Below are 18,853 nucleotides of genomic sequence, written 5' to 3'. Positions count from 1 at the left end.
GTGGGGGAAAAAGTGGAACTTTGTGTCTATCCTATATGACTATGACACCAAGTCGTGTTACCTCAGATGAATAAAATATTATCCCTACTTACTGCAGGCTTGCTCTCCGGGCTTTGCCTCTCTGCTGTCGCCCAGAGCGACAAGACCCCTACAGATCCTCAGCTCGCCACCTCCAGGGCGATCGATATATACAGGAGCGTCCTCGGTAATGTCTCGACACTCTATGTGGACACCTTCGATATGGAGAAGGTGTCCGCTCAGGGACTGAATATGACGCTCTCTCAGCTGGACCCCTACACCAACTTTTTCCCCGAGTCAGACCGGGCTGACTTCGCCTTCATGACCACAGGGGAGTATGGCGGTATCGGCGCCTACATCCTGCAGGTGGACTCGGTGGTCTACGTGCGGGAGCCTATGCCGGGCTCTCCGGCAGCCAAGGCGGGTCTCCGGAGCGGAGACGCCTTCCTCGAGATCGACGGGAAGAGCGTGGTGCCCGGCACCGCCTCTATGATCAGTGATAAGCTGAAGGGTCCCGTAGGGACCGATGTGAGGGTGAGCATCCTACCTGTCGGCGCGACGAAGCCGGTAGAGAAGACCCTCTCGCGCGCCAATGTGGTGGTGGATCAGGTGGTCTACAGCGCCATCTATGGCGATCGCATAGGATATATCCGGCTCAGCTCCTTTACCGACAAGAGTGCGGCTGACGTGCGGCGCGCCTACGAGCGACTGAGCAGCTCGGGCAAGCTCAAGGGGCTGGTGCTGGACCTCAGGGGAAATACCGGTGGTGTGCTGGATGGAGCGATAGATATCGTGGGGATGTTTGTCCCCAAGGGGACTAAGGTCATGGAGACCAAGGGGAGGCTACCGCAGTCCGGTCAGGAGTATCGCACGACCACAGACCCGGTAAGCCTTGACCTCCCCCTGACGGTGCTGATCAACGGCTCCTCTGCCTCCTCAAGTGAGATCGTTGCTGGGTCATTGCAGGACCTGGACAGAGCAGTCCTGATAGGGAGTAAGAGCTTCGGGAAGGGTCTCGTGCAGTCGACACGCCCCACCCCATACAATGGCATCCTCAAGGTGACGGTAGCGCGATACTACATCCCGAGCGGGAGGTGCATCCAGCAGCTGGACTACAGCCACCGAAATCCCGATGGCTCGGTGGCTGCCGTCCCGGACAGCCTCACCAAGACCTTCCACACCGCTGCCGGTCGCATCGTGCGGGATGGGGGTGGCATCCGCCCGGATATCAAGATCGAGGACGAGATACTGACTGAGCCTATCCTCTCCATGTCACGCAAGGGGGCACTCTTCAGGTACGCCGGACACTTAGTCTCCGGTCGTCCGACACCATCGAGCTACCGCGACATCGTGATCAGCGATGCTGAGTATGAGGCACTCTTAGACACCCTCGAGGCGGGGGACTTCCGGTATGGTGAGATGAGCGCCAAGGCACTTGACCAGCTGAGAGAGCTTGCCGACTACGAGGGCTATGCCGAGGGGAGTAAGGCAGAGTTTGACGCCTTGCGGGCTAAGCTCAGCCCCTCGCTCCGCAGAGATATTGCCCCACATAAGCAGCTGGTACTGGACATGCTGCGAGGGGAGATGGCGATGCATTTCTTTGGATCCCAAGGGTACTATGCGGTGATGATGGAGACGGATCCATCACTTAAGGAGGCAGTGCGAGTCCTCGGGGATCGTAAGAGCTATCGAGACCTACTCACGCCTAAGGGCCGGAGCGATGGCAAGGAGTAAGGGCGAGGGCGGTCTGGTCTACTCGACCGGCAAGGAGACTATGGCATCACTCCTCGAGGGGATCACCCTCGGCAGTGAGGAGGAGACGCTCTCCCCCAGTGAGCAGCGGCTCCACGTCCATATGGAGCGGAAGGGACGCAAGGGGAAGACGGTGACACTGATCACCGGCTTTGTCGGGCGATCGTCCGACCTGGAGGAGCTGAGCAAGGAGCTAAAGGCAAAGTGTGGCATCGGGGGGAGTGTCAAGGAGGGAGAGGTGATCCTCCAGGGAGAGGTGGTCGAGAGAGTAGCCTCTCTCCTGAGAGAGATGGGATATAAGCAGACGACAGGAAAGTAATGGATAGGAAGACACTCACGGTCTACTCTGCCTCGGCAGGAAGCGGCAAGACGTACAGCTTGGTCAAGGAATTCCTGCTGCTCCTTTTTCTTAATCACTACACCCCACTCTCAGACCGCTCAGGGGACCGTGATGTAACCGAGTCGAAGGAGAAACCGTACAACTTCGGTTTCCAGGGTATCCTGGGCGTCACCTTTACGAAGAAAGCGACCCTGGAGCTCAAGCAGAGGATCCTCCGCGAGCTGATCCGCCTGAGCGAGGTGAAGCAGGGGGATGAGATCACGGGAATCTCCAAGGATGTCATCAAGGAGCTGAGCGGTCTGGTCGGCAAGACAGTGAAGGAGCTGAGTACCGACCTGCCACGCCTTAGCGAGCACGCTGTAAAGCAGATCCTTGAGGACTACAGCCACTTCAATGTCCGGACCATCGACTCCTTCTTCCAAGAGGTATTGCGGGGTCTGCGCCGCGAGATCACCGGTCAGAGTTTCTCCGGGTCGTACCAGATTGAGCTGAATGTCGAGGAGGCGATCAGCCTTGCCATCGATAACCTAAAGCTCGAGATGGATGCTAATACCTACAGCAACATCTCGGAAGTGGTCAGAAGACTCCAGACCGAGTCTATCGGCACGGACGAACAGGTGGACCCCTTCAAGGAAATCGCTGACATCGCTAAGCACCTCATCAATGGCAATGAGTGGGAGCAGATCAAGTCCGACCTCCTAAGCCAAAAAGCACAACAGCTCGTAAGTCAAAACCAACAATACCTCACAGGAGTAGTCGACAAGTACGAGCCAGACCTAAGTAAAGCTGTAGAATATGGCAAGAGACTAATAGAGCTTAGACCAAACAAGCTAGTAGAAAAAGTCAAGAGGTTGAGCTCTATTGATGAACTCATTAAAGCCTTCTGCAGCACCGATCCAACAAAGCGAATCTCCAAGAGCTTAATCAAGGAATGGAAGGTCAATGAGAAAACGGAAGAAAGAACAAAAGAAATCTCTAAGCTAATAGGTGACGTTCTTAATTGCTTCCCGGATGATAAAGAGGTCAAGGAGTACCTAGCCGCCCGACTGCTACTGGACTACTTGGACTATATCCCCATACTGGCAGAGATCGCCAAGTCGATCGAGGAGTATGAGCATCAGAATCACCTGCTCCTCATCCCCAGGGTTAATCAGCTCCTTGATCAGATCATAGACGGAGACGACACCCCCTTTGTCTACGACCGTGTGGGCGTGCGACTGCACCACTACGTGATTGACGAGTTTCAGGACACGGCCAAGCTGCAGTGGTCCAACTTTGAGCCACTCATCAATGAAGCTCGAAGCAGTGGACACGAGAACTTCGTCGTCGGTGATGCCAAGCAGAGCATCTATGCCTTCCGCGGGGCAGAGAGTAGCAACTTCATCAACCTGGTGGATGAGATCAAAAAAGGATCTGGCGAAACCGATCAGGTCATCAATCTGCCCACAAACTGGCGGAGCGACGAGAGGATCATCACCTTTAATAACGAGTTCTTTGCAGACATCTATAATTATAATGGCTACTACACAGAGGACTACGATACCGACCTGACCAGGCTCCACAAGATGGTATATGAGAGGGATAATGTGAAGCAAGAAGTCCCCGATCATAAGAAAGCCTCCCGCGCCGGGTACATTGAGGTCTCCGTCCTACCAGATAATAAAAAGGATGAGAGTATACCTGATGTAAAGACTTACCTCCACAACCACCTTGTGGATCTCTTCGCCCGCGGATATAAGCCGGGGGACATCGCGATCCTTTCGCGATCAAACAGCAAGTGCGAAGAAGTCGCCACGTGGCTTACCAAGTGGGCTGCCGAGGAGGGAGATCAGGCAGGGCAGTATGCCTTTGTAAGCAAGGGTGCTCTCAGCCTGACTAGCTCTGTCATAGTCCGTCTCCTCAGGACCCTGATCAGGGCACTCTCGACCGCCTCTCCTCAGAGCGAGAATCTACTGAGACTGATGATCCAGTCCTATATACAGAGTAGTAAGCCTGAGGGCGATACGGAGAGAGCAGAGCAGCTCTACGATAGTCTTATGAAGCTCTCCACCACCGGTCTGTCGGTGTATGAGTTCCTCCTCAGAGCCATTAATCTCCTCGGAGAGCTGCCTGTCGAGGAAAAGCTCTATGTCAATTCCTTCATCGACCTGGCATACACCTACAGCAGGCGAAGTCCGGATCTGACGATCCGGCAGTTTGACGACTGGCTGGAGCAGAACATAAAGAAGGCTAAGATCGATATGGGAAGCGGTGAGCTGGATCGCATCAATGTCCTGACGATACACGAAGCAAAGGGGCTTGAGTTCCCCATCGTCATACTCCCATTCGCCAACTGGGACATCTACAAACTGAATGAAAACAAGAGGGATCTCCGCCTGATCCGGATCCCTGATAAGGACTATCCTGAGCTGTCCTCAGTGGTGAAGTCGGGCATCTACCTGATTGATCTAAATGATAAGAAGCGAGGGTTGGCGAGTGACCTGGCACCTATCTATGAGGCAGAGAGAGAGGCACTCTATATGGAGATGCTTAATCTCCTGTATGTTGCCTTCACGAGGGCCAAGAGCGAGCTCTATGTCTTCACTGAGCCAAAGCCTCAAAAAAGCACGACAACCAGGATAAATGATATCATCCTGGATCGTATGGCTGTCTTAGACAACCTCAAGGGTGATCTTATCACAGAGGAGCAGCAGGGCATATCGGTGTGGCGAAGCAACGTAGAGGAGAAGCCACGGAGACATAAGGAGGAGTCGACCTCGACGAGCTGTGGTCAGGTAACCCTCGACAGCCTCGTCAGCATCGTCGACCTTAAAGACCTGAAGGTACGAGATAAGTATGCGGATGAGAAGACTGACTTCGGCATACTGATGCACGGTCTCCTCTCATCAGTGTATACCGCTGATGACTTTGCCCCCCTGCTCCAGAATCTCAGCAACACCGGCAGGATCAACGAGGAGGACTACAAGACGCTCCTCAACAACTTCACCACCGCGATGGATGATCCCACCTACTCCGAATGGTTTCCATCCTATGGAAAGGCGATCATCCGCACGGAGTCGACCCTCTATGACCAAGGCTATGGTAGGGAGCAGAGACCGGATCGGGTAGTACTCAAGAGAGCAAGCGACGGGACGCTCCACGGTGTGGTCATAGACTACAAGCTGGGCGACCTGGGCCCTGTGTCTGAGGCTTATCGCCGACAGGTCAGGCACTATGTCGACCAGCTCCGCAGCAGTGGCGTGGACGAGGTGACCGGATATTTGTGGTACCTTCGCAGTCCTGATGGGATAATCAAGGTGTGCTGATGAGTAAAAGAACATTACTGGGACTGACTTTAGACGAGCTTATCGCCCTTGTGCAGGAGGTCGGGGAGCCAAAGTATCGGGCAAAGCAGCTCGCTGAGTGGCTATACGTCAAGAGAGCCACCACCCTCGACGAGATGACCAATCTCCCGAAGGCTCTCCGCACAAAGTTAGATGCCTGCTGCACCATCGGTCGCTGCCCGGTCGCTCTCACGCAGGTGTCCCGAGATGGGACGGAGAAGTACCTCTTCCGCAAGCAGGATCGTCCGGAGCAGACCTTTGAGACCGTCTATATCCCGGAGGAGGACGGTCGTGCGACACTCTGTATCTCCTCACAGGTGGGATGTCGGATGGGATGTCGCTTCTGCGCCACGGGGCAGATGGGATTTCACGGGCACCTCACCGCAGCTGATGTGATCAATCAAGTGCTCAGTGCTCCCCACTTTGACTCCCTCACCAACGTCGTCTTTATGGGTATGGGTGAGCCACTGGATAACTACAAGGTGGTCGCCTCCGTGTTGGAGATCATGACCGCTGAGTACGGGCTTGCCTGGAGCCCTAAGAGGATCACCGTTAGCACGGTCGGTCCCCGAGTGGGGCTGACACGCTTCCTTGAGGAGCAGAGAGCCAATCTTGCCGTTAGTCTGCACAGCCCCTTCCCCGAGGAGCGGGCGGAGATAATGCCTGTGGAGGGGCTCTTTCCCATCGAGGAGGTAATCGAGACCTTGGGCAAGTACGACTTCTCCGGTCAGCGGAGACTATCCTTTGAGTACATCGTCTTCGGTGAGCTCAATGACGACCTCCGCCACGCCAAGGCACTGGTGGAGCTGATCCGCCCACTCAGGTCTCGGGTCAATCTTATCCCCTACCACCCGATCGAGGGACTACCCTATCACTCGTCCCGGAGGGAGGTCATCGAGCAATTTGCCGACTACCTCAATGATCACGGCGTCATCGCCACGATACGTCGCTCGCGCGGTCAGGACATTGACGCCGCATGTGGTATGCTCTCCACACTTAAGCCACTCTCGTAGTCACCGATGAGAGAGGCCAAGGACCTTACTGCGGGACCGATCGGTAAGCAGATCGTTTCGCTGGCACTGCCGATACTGGGGAGCTCATTTACCCTACTGCTCTACAGCTTCGTCGACATGGCGTGGCTGGGACGACTGAGTAGCCAGACGGTCGCTGCCTCCGGTGCGGCATCCGTCTTTACCTGGTTGGTCAATTGCTTTACGCTCATCACCAAGGTAGGTGCTGAGGTAACGGTGGCTAATGGCATTGGGCGAAAGGACGAGCGGGCAGCAGCGGACTTTGCGGCTCACAATATCACACTGGCACTCTACCTCGGTCTCGTCACCTCGCTCACCTTTATGCTCTTCACAGACACCTTCATCGGCTTCTATGGGCTCGAGGCACCGGTGGACAGGTATGCGACTGACTACCTGAGGCTCTGTGCGCTGGGGTTCCCCTTCATCTTTCTCAGCAATGCATTCATCGGGATATACAACGCCTCCGGACTCTCCAAGATCCCCTTTGTAGTCAATGTGATCGGGCTGGGGCTCAATATGATCCTTGATCCAATATTCATCTTTGTCCTCGGTCTCGGCATACGGGGTGCCGCTCTCGCCACGGTGCTCTCACAGGCGATCCTGATGTCGCTCTTCCTCATCCAGATGAAGTACCGAGATCGGCTGCTGGGAGGCTTCCGGATGATCCGGACGCTGTCTGCCCAGACGACCCGGACCATACTTAAGCTGGGGGTACCGGCTGCGCTGATGAATGCGTTCCTGGCGGTGATCAACCTTATCCTTGGCCGCTTTGCCTCCGCAGCGGGGGGCGCCACCGGCGTGATGACCCTGACGATCGGGGGACAGCTGGAGGGCATCACGTGGAATGCCGGTCAGGGATTCTCCACGTCTCTCTCCAGCTTTGTGTCGCAAAACTATGGCGCTGCGAAGTACGGACGGATCCGCGAGGGGCTGCGATTTACCCTCTGGCTCTGCCTATTCTTCGGGATCGTGGGGACGCTGATCAATTACTTCGGCGGGTCGTGGCTATTCTCCCTCATCATCCCCAATGATCCCCACGGTATCGCCGCCGGGGCGGAGTACCTCCGGATCGATGCATGGGCCCAAGCCTTTATGATGGTCGAGGTCTGCTTCCAGGGCTTCTTCTACGGTATGCGACGCCCACTACCTCCGTCAGCGATCAGTATCGGGTGCAACTTCCTCCGTATCCCCATGGCTCTCGTACTGCTCAGCCTGATCGGCGGGATCTCCTGCCTCTGGTGGACGATCTGCATCACCTGCATCCTCAAGGGGACACTTGCAGGCGGCTATTACCTACTGAAGGGACGCGCCAAGATCTACCCGCCCACCGATACGTCCGTGGAGCAGATACCAGAGGGAGCATAATTCGGACTTCTTTTGGTACATTTACACTGAGCTAACGATTGTCTTGTACATTTAATATAAGAGTATAGATAGAGATAAAATGAGCACCAAGACTTACCTTTTTCTCCTCTCCCTGATCGCCGGTTGCCACCTGCTACAGGCACAGACCGTCGAGCCACTGACGCTGGATGATGTCACCCCCGGGGGGCGGACCTACTGGAGCCACCAACCCTCTACACCGATGATCTGCGGGATCATCGGTGATGGCGTGGTCACATACGACAAGGAGGGACTCAAGCTGGTGGACAAGTCCGGTCGCGAGACCGATCTCCTGACGCTGCAAGAGTGGTCACAGATCGACGACACCCCGGTCATGGCACTTCCCTGGCTGACGGTGTACGGCAAAGGTGAGTACTTGTCACGCACCACAGAGAGGGGCATCGACTTCATTGGCCTGAAGTCTAAGTCCGTCGCCAAGCACTTTGCGTACGACACGAAGCGGTGGCAGCATCTACACGTGGCTCCGGGAGCCTCCTACATCGTCCTCTCGGACGGTGAGACGATGGCCCTACTGGAGAGCGGTGCGGCTGAGCCTCGTGAGCTGGTGAGCGACTCATCGCACGATATTGTCTACGGGATGCCGGCCGCGCGGAACGAGTTTGGGACCGAGTCGGGTATCTTCTTCTCCCCGAGCGGCAGGTACTTCGCCTTTTACCGCATCGACCAGTCGGAGGTGACGGACTACCCGATCGTCCGGATCCATCGTCCGATAGCGGAGAGTGACCCGCTGAAGTACCCGATGGCAGGACAAGGCTCTCAGCATACGACCGTAGGCATCTACGACACAGCAGATGGCTCCATCCGCTACCTCGCCACCGGTGAGCCCAGAGACAGGTACTTCACCAACCTCTCCTGGGCACCGGACGAGAAGAGCCTCTACATCGATGAGGTGAAGCGCTCGCAGGACGAGTGCAACCTGGTGGAGTACAGCGTGGAGAGCGGTCGCGCCGTGCGAACCGTGCTGACAGAGCGCAACGAAAGGTACATCGAGCCATTGGAACCCATAGCCTTCACCGGTGACGGCAAGGCTTTTGTCCGCTCCACCCGCATCGACGGCTACCGCCACCTCTACCTCTATCGCACGAGGGACGGTAAGCTGATCCGTCAGCTCACCAAGGGAGAGTGGGAGGTCAAGTCGCTCTACGGGATCTCACCGGACGATCGCTACGCCTACTTCATCGGCAACGAGGGTTACCCGATGGGTCAGGCACTCTATAGGGTGGCGCTTGCGAGTGGCAAGATGACCGCCATCACCCCTGAGCGGGGGTGGCACTCCTGCAGTCTGTCGGCGGACTATACGACAGCGTATGATCTCTTCAGCTCCAAGGACACCGCGGCGGAGGCTCGGATCATTGACTTAGGGAAAAAAGCCATCCGCTCTCATCTGCTCAAGAAGTGCGAGGTACCCTCCGACCTCTCCCATCGACCCGAGGTACGTCTCGGGACGATCAAGTCGGCCGATGGTGTGACCGATCTGTACTACAAGATGACCCTGCCCGCAACGCTCGAGGAGGGGAAGAAGTACCCGACCATCGTCTATGTCTATGGAGGTCCTCATGCCCAGCTGGTGACGGATAGCTGGCGGAGCCTCCGGTACAATTGGGACAACTATATGGCTGAGCAGGGCTACATCGTCTTCACTGTGGACGGACGTGGATCCAACAATCGAGGAATGGCCTTTGAGAGCATCATCCACCGCCGGCTGGGTAAGGCGGAGATGGAGGACCAGATGGAGGGGGTAAAGTTTCTCTCCTCCCTACCCTACGTCGATACCGACCGACTTGGCGTCTACGGCTGGAGCTTCGGTGGCTTCATGACTACCAATCTGATGCTGACCCACGGGGATACCTTCAAGGTCGGTGTCGCCGGCGGTCCGGTGATCGACTGGGCGTTCTACGAGATCATGTACGGCGAGCGGTATATGGACACCCCGCAGGAGAATCCCGAGGGCTACGCTGCCGCGCGTCTCTCTGACCGAGCCAAGGACCTGCGAGGGAGACTGCTCCTCATCCACGGCGGTGTCGATCCGGTAGTAGTGTGGCAAAACTCTCAGACCTTCCTCAACGCCTGCATTGCCGCCCGCACCTACCCGGACTATATGATCTATCCCGATCACGAGCACAATGTCCTGGGTCCGGATCGGGTACACCTCAATAACGTCATCAGTCGCTACTTCGATGACTTCCTCAAGTAATCTCAATTTCTGTAAGTGATATGAAAGCATTAGTGCTCGGCTCCGGAGGACGTGAGCAAGCCATAGCATGGAAAATAGCCAAGAGTCCACTGGTCAGCGAGGTGATCATTGCACCGGGCAATGCGGGGGCTTTCCCCAAGACAAGGAATGCCGACCTCGACATCAATGATGCCGATGCCGTTGCAGACTTTCTGACCAAAGAGTCTGTCGAGCTACTTGTGGTCGGTCCGGAGCAGCCCTTAGTAGGCGGGCTGGTAGACCGGCTATTAGCACGCCCCGAGCTAAGCTCCCTCCACATCGTAGGTCCCACTCGCGAGGCGGCACAGATGGAGGGGAGTAAGGACTTCGCCAAGGCTTTTATGCAGAGGCATGGCATCCCAACAGCCAAGTACCGCTCCTTCATTGCCGATGAGCGGGAGCAGGCGATGGACTACCTCCGCAACGAAGAGAAGGCTCCCTATGTCCTCAAGGCGGATGGTCTTGCAGCCGGCAAGGGCGTGCTGATCTGTCAGACCCTCGAGGAGGCAGAGGAGGGACTGGACAGTATGCTCGGGGGAAAGTTTGGGCACTCAGCCGACACGATCCTCATAGAGAGCTGCCTCACCGGCATTGAGTGCTCCGTCTTCGTCCTCACCGATGGCAAGAGCTTCCGCATCCTGCCGACGGCAAAGGACTACAAGCGCATCGGAGAGGGAGATACGGGACTCAATACAGGAGGTATGGGTGCGGTATCACCTGTCCCCTTTATCGATGATGAATTTATGACGAAGGTGAAAGAGAGGATCATCGAGCCCACCATCCGCGGCCTTGCGGAGGACGAGATAGACTACCGAGGGTTCCTCTACTTCGGTCTGATGAATCAGGGTGGCGACCCCTACGTCATTGAGTACAACTGCCGCATGGGCGACCCCGAGACACAGGCGGTAATGCCGAGGATTGCGGGCGACCTGGTTCCATCGCTGCTTGCCCTCCGGGATCAGACCTTAGCCGACACCGAGGACCCCGGCGAGATCGAGGAGACAGCGCTCACGGTCGTGGCGGCCATGAAGGGCTATCCAGAGAGCTACCCCAAGGGCGCCCAGGTCATCATCTACGGTGACGACACCGACAGCTCAATCGTCTTCCACTCCGGGACCACAGGCAGCGGACGAGACATCCGCTCATGTGGCGGGCGAGTCTTTGCCGTCACCGCACTTGATAGAGGGATCATGCGGGCGAGGAAGAGAGCCTACGACCGGATGATGATGACCTGCTTTGACGATATGTACTACCGGCACGACATCGGCAAGGATCTCGTGGAGTACGAGTAAGGAGGGACCGGAGACTGAGCCTTATGGAGCAATACCTGACTAAGCTATCGTCACTCGGAGAGCAAGTGCTCTCTGAGCCAATAGTTGCGCTCGTACTCTCCGCAGCCCTACTATTCCTGCTCCACAGGCACAATATCCTCAGCTACGGATCACATATCCACGAGACGACCTCGTGGATAATGATGGCGCTCCTGATGACGAGTCAGGTAGGCATAGCGACACGCTCACTCTCCCTGACGGTGATCGCAACGATCATCCTGGTCTTCCTCAGCGAGTACATCATCACCTCGATCGCTCAGCACAAGTCCCCATTCATCGGTTTTAATATCGGGCTTGGCATCGGGCTTCTCTCTCTGATTGATCCGGTATGGCTGCCGACACTCCTCATCTTTGGCTTTATGCTCAGGCAGATCGGGCTGGGGACTTGGCGTCACTACTCTGCCATGGTTCTGGGGGTGCTTATGGTGCTCTGGGTGGGGATCCTCCTCCTTGCGCCTCCCACACCGGAGGGTGTGCTGGGATTTATTGACCGCACCTATGGATCTCTTCTTCACCCAAGTCTCCCGAGTAGTACCGACGACTGGCTACGAGTATCATCCCTCCTGATGCTGCTGACGGCTGCCACTATAGAGACTATGATAGTCCGCAGGCACGCCATCGCGAGATACCGTTGGGTCACCCATCTCCACCTCAGGCTGGGCTGGTTCCTCTTCGTCCTATACTGTCTCTACTACTCGGCAGAGATGCCCTCGCCCGTCTTGTCACTCTTCTTCTGCATCTCGTGCGTGACCGCATTTCTCTGCACAAATACCCGACGCCTTGTATTTCTCACATCCGTACTCGGGTCTATAACCGGCTTTACGCTATACGCATTCCTATACCCCCTTTTCTGATGACACGCATCCTATGATATCCTTCATCATCCCTGTCTACAATCGCCCCGATGAGATCAAGGAGCTCCTCGAGAGCTTCCTCAGTCAGGAGAGCACGCCCCTCGACTACGAAGTGGTGGTCGTGGAGGACGGCTCCGACCTCCCCTGCCGTGAGGTATGCGAGAGCTATGCCGACAAGCTGCCGGTCCGATACCTCTACCAGTCCCCCAATGCCGGTCCCTCCGCTGCGCGCAACTATGGGGCCAAAGTGGCACAGGGAGATATCTTCCTCTTCCTTGACTCCGACGTAGAGCTCCCGTCCTGCTACCTGAGTACACTGGCCCTCAACATAGAGCGGAGACCGGCAGACCTCTTTGGCGGTCCGGATGCGGCGAAGGAGGACTACACCGTGACACAGCGTGCGATCAGCTATGCGATGACCTCATTCTTCACCACAGGAGGCATCCGAGGGGGGCGAAAGGACCAGCCTCTGGACAAGTTTTACCCCCGCACCTACAATATGGGCGTGTCGCGCACGGCGTATGAGGCGGTAGGAGGCTTTCGTCAAGATCTACGCTATGGGGAGGACATTGACTTCAGCCTGCGGGTGATAGAGGCGGGCTACCACTCTGCGCTGTACGAAGACCTCTTTGTCTACCACAAGCGGCGAGACACGTACAAGAAATTCTTCGCACAGGTACGCCACAGCGGACGGGCTCGCGTGATGCTGGAGCGTCTCCATCCCGGCAGCATGAAGCCGGTGCACTACCTTCCCTCACTCTTCGTGGTCTTATGCTTCATCGCCCTACTCACCAGCCTATATGGCGGGCTGATGTTTCCACTCCTGTACGCCCTCCTGATCATCTTTGATGTCTATGGTCGGGGCGACTCGCTCGAGCTGGCGGTCAATTGCGTGATAGCAGCCTTTGTCCAGCTCTTTGGCTACGGGATCGGCTTTATTGAGGCAAAGATAGGGAGGGGGGAAGGCTCAAAGTAGAGCAACGATCTCCCGAGCCGCCAACGTCGAGGCCGGGAACTCCGTCCGGAGAGCCTCCGAGACGGCATCGTAAGCCTCCAGCAGCGCTCTTCGCTCAGCCGTGTCAGAGAGCAGGGGCGTGAGGTGACTCCGTATCGCCTTGACCGAACACCTTGCTCCGAAGAGCTCCGCCACCACCTCACGGCGAGCGATCAGATTGACGAGCGAGATATAGGGGACCTTGAAGAAGTGGTCAAAGGCGAAATTCACCAATCGTCCGGCACGCGTAGCATAGCACACCACCTGAGGCGCACCGAGAAGAGCCGTCTCAAGGGTCGCCGTGCCGGAGGTCACTAATGCTGCATCCGCACCCGAGAGGATCTCGTAAGTCTCCCCATACCGCACCTCCACCCTCTGTATGCTGTGGCGCTCTATGATCTCGCTGTAGAGCGACCGGTCGATGGCGGAGACGCCGGCCACCACCAGCCGGTACCTGTCGCCAAGAGACGCCACACTCTCCAGCATCAGGGGGAGATTACGCCTCACTTCTGAGAGACGACTACCACAGAGTAGCGCAATGTAAGGTCGCTCCTCTATCGTCACGTCAGCGCTGCGGTGTGACCTGAAGTGCATCACCTCCTCATAGGTAGGATTGCCGACATAGGAGACACGCTCCACCCCCTTGGAGCGGAAGTAAGGTACCTCGAAGGGGAAGATACACTGGATCAAGTCGCAGTCACGCCTCAGCTGACGGACGCGAAACTCCTTCCATGCCCACACCTTGGGCGGGATAAAGTAGACGATCCGCGTCGTGGGCAGCTGCTTCCGCACAAAGGGCAGGATATACCGCATACAGAAGGAGCCGTAGTCCACACAGATCACCACATCCGGGCGATAGTCAAGCAGGGACTGCCTCACCACATTCCGTCCTCGTCTGATCTCGGGGTAGTGCCGTAGGACATCCACGATACCCATGTAGGCCATCTCCTCCGACCTCAGCACACACGTCCCTCCCCTCTCTCTCATGGCGGCACCGCCCATATAGGCAAAGTCTGCCTGAGGGTCCTCGACTCTCAAGGCAGACATCAGATGTGCGGCGTGGAGGTCTCCACTCGCCTCACCCGCTATGAGGAAATACTTCATCCGGCGTCAGTCATCCTCCTCCCACGACTGCAGGTCGCGTACATACTGATAGGCAGTGACGTCGATCTTACACGGCACCATCGTGGCGTAGCCTCGATCAAGGGTAGCTACGTCCCAACCTTTCTCGGCCGGCTCATTGAGCACCAGGTCACCACTCAGCCAGTAGACATCCTTCCCCTGAGGGTTACGCTGCTTGATGAATTCGTTGTGGTACCTCCCGTCCGCCTGACTGCAGACCCTCAGCCCTCTGACGCGAGGGATATTGGGCACATTGACATTGAGGTAGACCCCACGAGGCAACCCCTCCTTGAGGATCCGCCGGCAGATGGCACGCGCATAGCGACAGCAGGCGAGGTAGTCGCTCTCCTGCTTGCCATGGATAAGCGAGATGGCGAGGGAGGGAATGTCAAAGATGCACCCCTCGATCGCAGCACCAAGGGTGCCGGAGTAATTCACCGCAATGCCCTTATTGTCCCCGTGGTTGATCCCCGCAATGACGATATCCGGCATCTCCGTCACGATGACATTGAGTGCCAGCTTGACGCAGTCGGCAGGCGTGCCGGTGCAGCTATAGACCGTCAGCCCCGGCTCCGAGCGGACGAGGCTGTAGGTGATCGGGTTGCGGGTGGTGATGGCACTCGAGGAGCCACTCCTCGGCTCATCAGGTGCGACGACGATCACATCGCCCATATCTCGTAGCGAGAGGGAGAGCTCCGTCAGCCCCTTGGCGAAGACGCCGTCATCATTACTGACTAAGAAAAGTGGACGCTTGGCCATCAGAGCGTGGGGATAGAGAGAAGGGTCACCTCAAAGATCAGGGTAGAGAATGCAGGGATAGACGAGCGAGAGGAGCCACCATAGGTATAGGCGCCGTAGCCCAGCTGCCAGGGGATCACCACCTCCCACTTCTCACCGACAGACATATGCTGGAGAGCCAGCTGCATCCCCCGGATGATCGACTCAGGTCGTCCGTTACCCTCCTGGTGGTATATCCAGGACTTGACAATCTCGTCGGTCTCAAGCACCTCACCGCTAATCAGCTTGATGGTATACTTATACTCCACCTGACTATTCTGGAGCGGCCTCTGAGGCTCGGCTCCCTCCGGCAAGCCCTTGATCACCTTGTAGTAAATGGCATAGGGAGACAGCTCAAAAGCAAGCTTCTTGTAGGAGGTATCAGCAGCGATATCCTCCACGTACTTCTCGTTCTTCACCCTATACTCCGACTTCGCCTCATCGGGAGCCGTCTGATCGCAGGCGGTGAGGAGACCGAGCGAGAGGCCGAGGGTAAGCGAGAGGAGGAGACCTTTTAGTATGGACTTCATATGCAAAAAAGGGGATCAGAGGTTCTTCAGGAGGGACTTCATACTGACCTTCTCATCGATCAGTGCGTGCAGCTCCCGGATCGGGACACGCTTCTGCTCCATCGTGTCGCGGAAGCGAACGGTCACTGCCTCGTCCGAAGGTGTGTCATTATCAATAGTCACGCAGTAGGGCGTGCCGATGGCGTCGTGACGGCGGTAGCGCTTGCCGATGGAGTCCTTCTCATCGTAGACACAATTGAAGTCATACCGCAGCTCCTTCATGACCGACTCAGCGATCTCAGGCAGACCGTCCTTAGCGACCAGCGGGAGCACAGCCACCTTGGTGGGCGCCAGTGCCGGTGGCAGCTTGAGCACCACTCTGGAGGAGCCATTCTCAAGCTCCTCCTCCACGTAGGAGCCGCACATGATGCTGAGGAAGAGGCGATCCACACCTATGGAGGTCTCTACCACGTAGGGGACATAGCTATCACCCAGCTCCGGATCGTAGTACCGTAGCTTCTTGCCACTGTACTTCTCGTGCTGGCTGAGGTCAAAATTGGTCCGCGAGTGGACTCCCTCCACCTCGCTGAAGCCAAAGGGCATCTCAAACTCGATGTCCGTCGCTGCATTGGCGTAGTGCGCCAGCTTCTCGTGGTCGTGGAAGCGGTACTTATCGTCCCCGAGACCGAGATTCTTGTGCCACTTCATCCGCGCCGCCTTCCACTGCTCAAACCAGTCGATCTCCGTCCCGGGCTTCACGAAGTACTGCATCTCCATCTGCTCAAACTCACGCATACGGAAGATAAACTGCCGTGCCACGATCTCGTTGCGGAACGCCTTACCGATCTGTGCGATGCCGAAGGGGATCTTCATGCGACCCGTCTTCTGCACATTGAGGAAATTGACAAAGATTCCCTGTGCCGTCTCGGGCCGCAGATAGACCGTCATCGTGTCGTCGGAGGCGGAGCCCATCTGGGTGGAGAACATAAGGTTAAACTGCCGCACGTCGGTCCAGTTGCGTGAGCCGCTCACCGGATCAGCGATCTCGCAGTCCAGGATCAGCTGATGAAGTCCCACCAGATCACCACTCCCCGCCACCTCAGCGTAGCGGTCGTAGACCCTCTTTCGCTCATCGAGTACGCGCTTCAGATTGACACTCGTCTCACGATACTGCGCCTCGTCAAAGCTATCACCGAAGCGCTTACGCGCCTTGGCGATATCCTTCTCGATCTTCCCATCCAGCTTAGCGATATAATCCTCCACAAGGACGTCGGCACGGTACCGCTTCTTGGAGTCCTTATTGTCAATCATCGGGTCATTGAAGGCCGCCAAGTGACCCGACGCCTCCCAGATCCTCGGGTGCATAAAGATGGAGGAGTCCAGCCCTGCGATATTATCGTGCAGGTGCGTCATGCTCTCCCACCAGTAGCGCTTGATGTTATTCTTCAGCTCAATTCCATTCTGACCATAGTCATAGACGGCACTGAGACCATCGTAGATCTCGGAGGAGGGGAAGACAAAGCCATACTCCTTGCAGTGACTGATGATTGTCTTGAAGAGCGTCTCGTTATTCTCAGACATATTATATGGGAAAATCAATTGGTTCGCTTACAAGGACGACCCCGAAGGTCGTCTACGCAAAGGTAATCAAAATTGTACGCACTATCCCCTGAAAAAGTCAGCGGACACCGAGGAGCTTATGCTGCTGGAGAGAGAGGCGCCACTGCGGATGAGCGAGCACATAGGCGACGGTCTCAGCGATGATCTCACGATTGCGCACCGGGTCGCCCACATCACAGGGCTGGAGGAGGTAGTGGTCGGCGTGGATGCCGTAGTCGCTCACCTCATGCGCCCCGTCGTAGATCACCTTGAGCTCATCTACGCGCTCGAGGACCACACGACCCTTTGCCCCCACATAGGCGAGCTTGGGCGAGCAGGTGACCCAGTCCACCCCAGGGGGGAGCGGATGGGTGCCATTGGTCTCCACAGCGACACGCTTGCCGAGCGCCCGAAGCCCCTCAACGAGAGACTCCGTCAGCTGGAGAGAGGGCTCTCCACCGGTCACAACAACGAGCGGAGCGGGGTATGAACCGATCTCCGTGAGGATCTCAGCCTCCGTCATCTCGGTGCCGTGCCGGAAGTCTGTGTCACAGAAGTCACAGGCTAAGTTGCAGCCCGAGAAGCGAAGGAAGACCGCCGGAGTACCTGCCTGCACGCCCTCTCCCTGCAGGGAGTAAAAGATCTCGCAGACCCTCATAGGCCGGCGTCATTGTCGTCGATGGAATAGAGTGCAGTATTATTCTCCGACTCACACACCTTAGCCTTGTAGCAATTGGGGATCTGCTCCACACACCAGCGGGCGATATTCTCCGCTGTGGGGTTGAAGGGCAGCAGCTCATTGAAGTCCCCATGATCGAGATAGGTGTGGATCCGTTCCTTGATGACATTGAAGTCTACCACCATACCCTCGGCATTGAGCTGCTCGGAGCGGCAATAGATCGTGATGATCCAGTTGTGCCCATGCACTCGGCTACACTTGCTGGGATAGGGAAGCTCTAGATGGTGACATCCGGCGACCTCAAGTCTCTTAGCGATATAGTACATAATATTATATAGTGTCCTCTTACAAAAAGGGATTGAGTGGATCTGTGCTGATTGCCCCGATGACAAGGACCGATCAATGGGCGGTCGGGACGGGGAATACATATCGGGAGAACGAACTCTCATACCTATCCGTGGTGGAGTCTCGATAAGCCCCCGACACAGTAGGGCACAAAGATCCGTATCTTTCTTATTTCCTTATGCAAAGATACTGATTTTACACGCCTCCCTCGCTTCGCCCCACCCACTGAGCAGTGGTGACGGGTATGAGGATCGGTAAATAGCGTCACGACCATGCCCGAGCGCACACACGATGACCCTGCCCCTTGCGAGACATCAGGTGGATTTTACGCCAGCCTAACAGTCTCGGCATCAAACTCCATTCTTTTACCGGTATTAGAGAAGACTAATATCGGTATTAGTGAATTCTTTTACCGGTATTAGTGATCTCTAATACCGATATTAGATCAGGGGCTCGGATCATACACCGCTCTGCTTAGCGGTTCGTCATCCAGGGGGGACGTTTTTGGATTTGCCCGAGGTCTCGCTGAACAAAAACAAGAAAAACGTCTGAAAATCAGAGCG

15 protein-coding genes are annotated in these 18,853 nt (G+C 56.5%); 9 read left to right on the top strand and 6 right to left on the bottom strand.

Going from position 1 to position 18,853, the window contains the following annotated elements; translation table 11 throughout:
* Positions 1 to 66 precede the first annotated feature (66 nt).
* The 9 genes from HMPREF2890_RS04725 to HMPREF2890_RS04685 all read left to right on the top strand — a co-directional run bounded on the left by HMPREF2890_RS04725 (position 67) and on the right by HMPREF2890_RS04685 (position 13,241).
* Positions 67 to 1,752, top strand: a complete 1,686-nt coding sequence (locus HMPREF2890_RS04725; protein WP_070466084.1) for a S41 family peptidase — start codon at positions 67 to 69, stop codon at positions 1,750 to 1,752.
* Positions 1,739 to 2,089 carry a translation initiation factor gene (locus HMPREF2890_RS04720; RefSeq protein WP_070466081.1) on the top strand — a complete coding sequence of 117 codons (351 nt, stop codon included), beginning with the start codon at positions 1,739 to 1,741 and terminating at the stop codon, positions 2,087 to 2,089. Before HMPREF2890_RS04725 ends, HMPREF2890_RS04720 begins: the two co-directional genes overlap by 14 nt.
* A complete protein-coding gene (locus HMPREF2890_RS04715) occupies positions 2,089 to 5,415 on the top strand; it encodes a UvrD-helicase domain-containing protein (protein WP_070466079.1) in 3,327 nt (1,108 codons plus the stop codon). The genes HMPREF2890_RS04720 and HMPREF2890_RS04715 overlap by 1 nt, the downstream gene beginning before the upstream one ends.
* Positions 5,412 to 6,446, top strand: coding sequence for a dual-specificity RNA methyltransferase RlmN (gene rlmN / locus HMPREF2890_RS04710; protein WP_210394762.1), 1,035 nt, complete (start codon positions 5,412 to 5,414; stop codon positions 6,444 to 6,446). The genes HMPREF2890_RS04715 and rlmN overlap by 4 nt, the downstream gene beginning before the upstream one ends.
* A 6-nt stretch (positions 6,447 to 6,452) precedes the next feature.
* Positions 6,453 to 7,829: an MATE family efflux transporter gene (locus HMPREF2890_RS04705; protein ID WP_070466075.1), complete on the top strand. Its 1,377-nt coding sequence runs from the start codon at positions 6,453 to 6,455 to the stop codon at positions 7,827 to 7,829.
* 79 nt (positions 7,830 to 7,908) lie between these two features.
* Positions 7,909 to 10,062, top strand: a complete 2,154-nt coding sequence (locus tag HMPREF2890_RS04700; protein WP_070466072.1) for a S9 family peptidase — start codon at positions 7,909 to 7,911, stop codon at positions 10,060 to 10,062.
* Between the two features lie 20 nt (positions 10,063 to 10,082).
* Complete coding sequence (purD, locus tag HMPREF2890_RS04695; protein ID WP_070466070.1) at positions 10,083 to 11,372, top strand: phosphoribosylamine--glycine ligase; 1,290 nt, start codon at positions 10,083 to 10,085, stop codon at positions 11,370 to 11,372.
* 23 nt (positions 11,373 to 11,395) lie between these two features.
* The gene (locus HMPREF2890_RS04690; RefSeq protein ID WP_070466067.1) at positions 11,396 to 12,265 is read left to right on the top strand and encodes a hypothetical protein; all 870 of its coding nucleotides are present in this window, start codon (positions 11,396 to 11,398) and stop codon (positions 12,263 to 12,265) included.
* Positions 12,266 to 12,278: 13 nt separating this feature from the next.
* Positions 12,279 to 13,241 (top strand): glycosyltransferase, encoded by a 963-nt coding sequence (locus HMPREF2890_RS04685; RefSeq protein ID WP_070466065.1) that lies wholly within the window; start codon positions 12,279 to 12,281, stop codon positions 13,239 to 13,241.
* Here HMPREF2890_RS04685 and lpxB read toward each other — a convergent pair.
* The 6 genes from lpxB to HMPREF2890_RS04655 form a co-directional block, all read right to left on the bottom strand.
* A complete protein-coding gene (gene lpxB, locus HMPREF2890_RS04680) occupies positions 13,233 to 14,363 on the bottom strand; it encodes a lipid-A-disaccharide synthase (RefSeq protein WP_070466063.1) in 1,131 nt (376 codons plus the stop codon). The two genes, HMPREF2890_RS04685 and lpxB, sit on opposite strands and share 9 nt — an antisense overlap.
* 6 nt (positions 14,364 to 14,369) lie before the next feature.
* Positions 14,370 to 15,140, bottom strand: a complete 771-nt coding sequence (gene surE / locus HMPREF2890_RS04675; RefSeq protein ID WP_070466061.1) for a 5'/3'-nucleotidase SurE — start codon at positions 15,138 to 15,140, stop codon at positions 14,370 to 14,372.
* Positions 15,140 to 15,688, bottom strand: a complete 549-nt coding sequence (locus HMPREF2890_RS04670) for an FKBP-type peptidyl-prolyl cis-trans isomerase (RefSeq protein ID WP_070466059.1) — start codon at positions 15,686 to 15,688, stop codon at positions 15,140 to 15,142. Before HMPREF2890_RS04670 ends, surE begins: the two co-directional genes overlap by 1 nt.
* A 15-nt stretch (positions 15,689 to 15,703) precedes the next feature.
* Entirely contained in the window at positions 15,704 to 17,248 is a 1,545-nt protein-coding gene (locus HMPREF2890_RS04665; RefSeq protein ID WP_070466057.1) for a glycine--tRNA ligase, read from the bottom strand.
* Positions 17,249 to 17,345: 97 nt separating this feature from the next.
* Entirely contained in the window at positions 17,346 to 17,924 is a 579-nt protein-coding gene (locus HMPREF2890_RS04660; protein WP_070466055.1) for a 7-carboxy-7-deazaguanine synthase QueE, read from the bottom strand.
* Positions 17,921 to 18,271, bottom strand: coding sequence for a 6-pyruvoyl trahydropterin synthase family protein (locus tag HMPREF2890_RS04655; protein WP_070466052.1), 351 nt, complete (start codon positions 18,269 to 18,271; stop codon positions 17,921 to 17,923). The genes HMPREF2890_RS04660 and HMPREF2890_RS04655 overlap by 4 nt, the downstream gene beginning before the upstream one ends.
* Positions 18,272 to 18,853 lie beyond the last annotated feature (582 nt).

This window comes from Porphyromonas sp. HMSC065F10, from assembly GCF_001808555.1.
Classification (GTDB): domain Bacteria; phylum Bacteroidota; class Bacteroidia; order Bacteroidales; family Porphyromonadaceae; genus Porphyromonas_A.
This window is presented reverse-complemented; position numbering and strand designations above follow the sequence as displayed.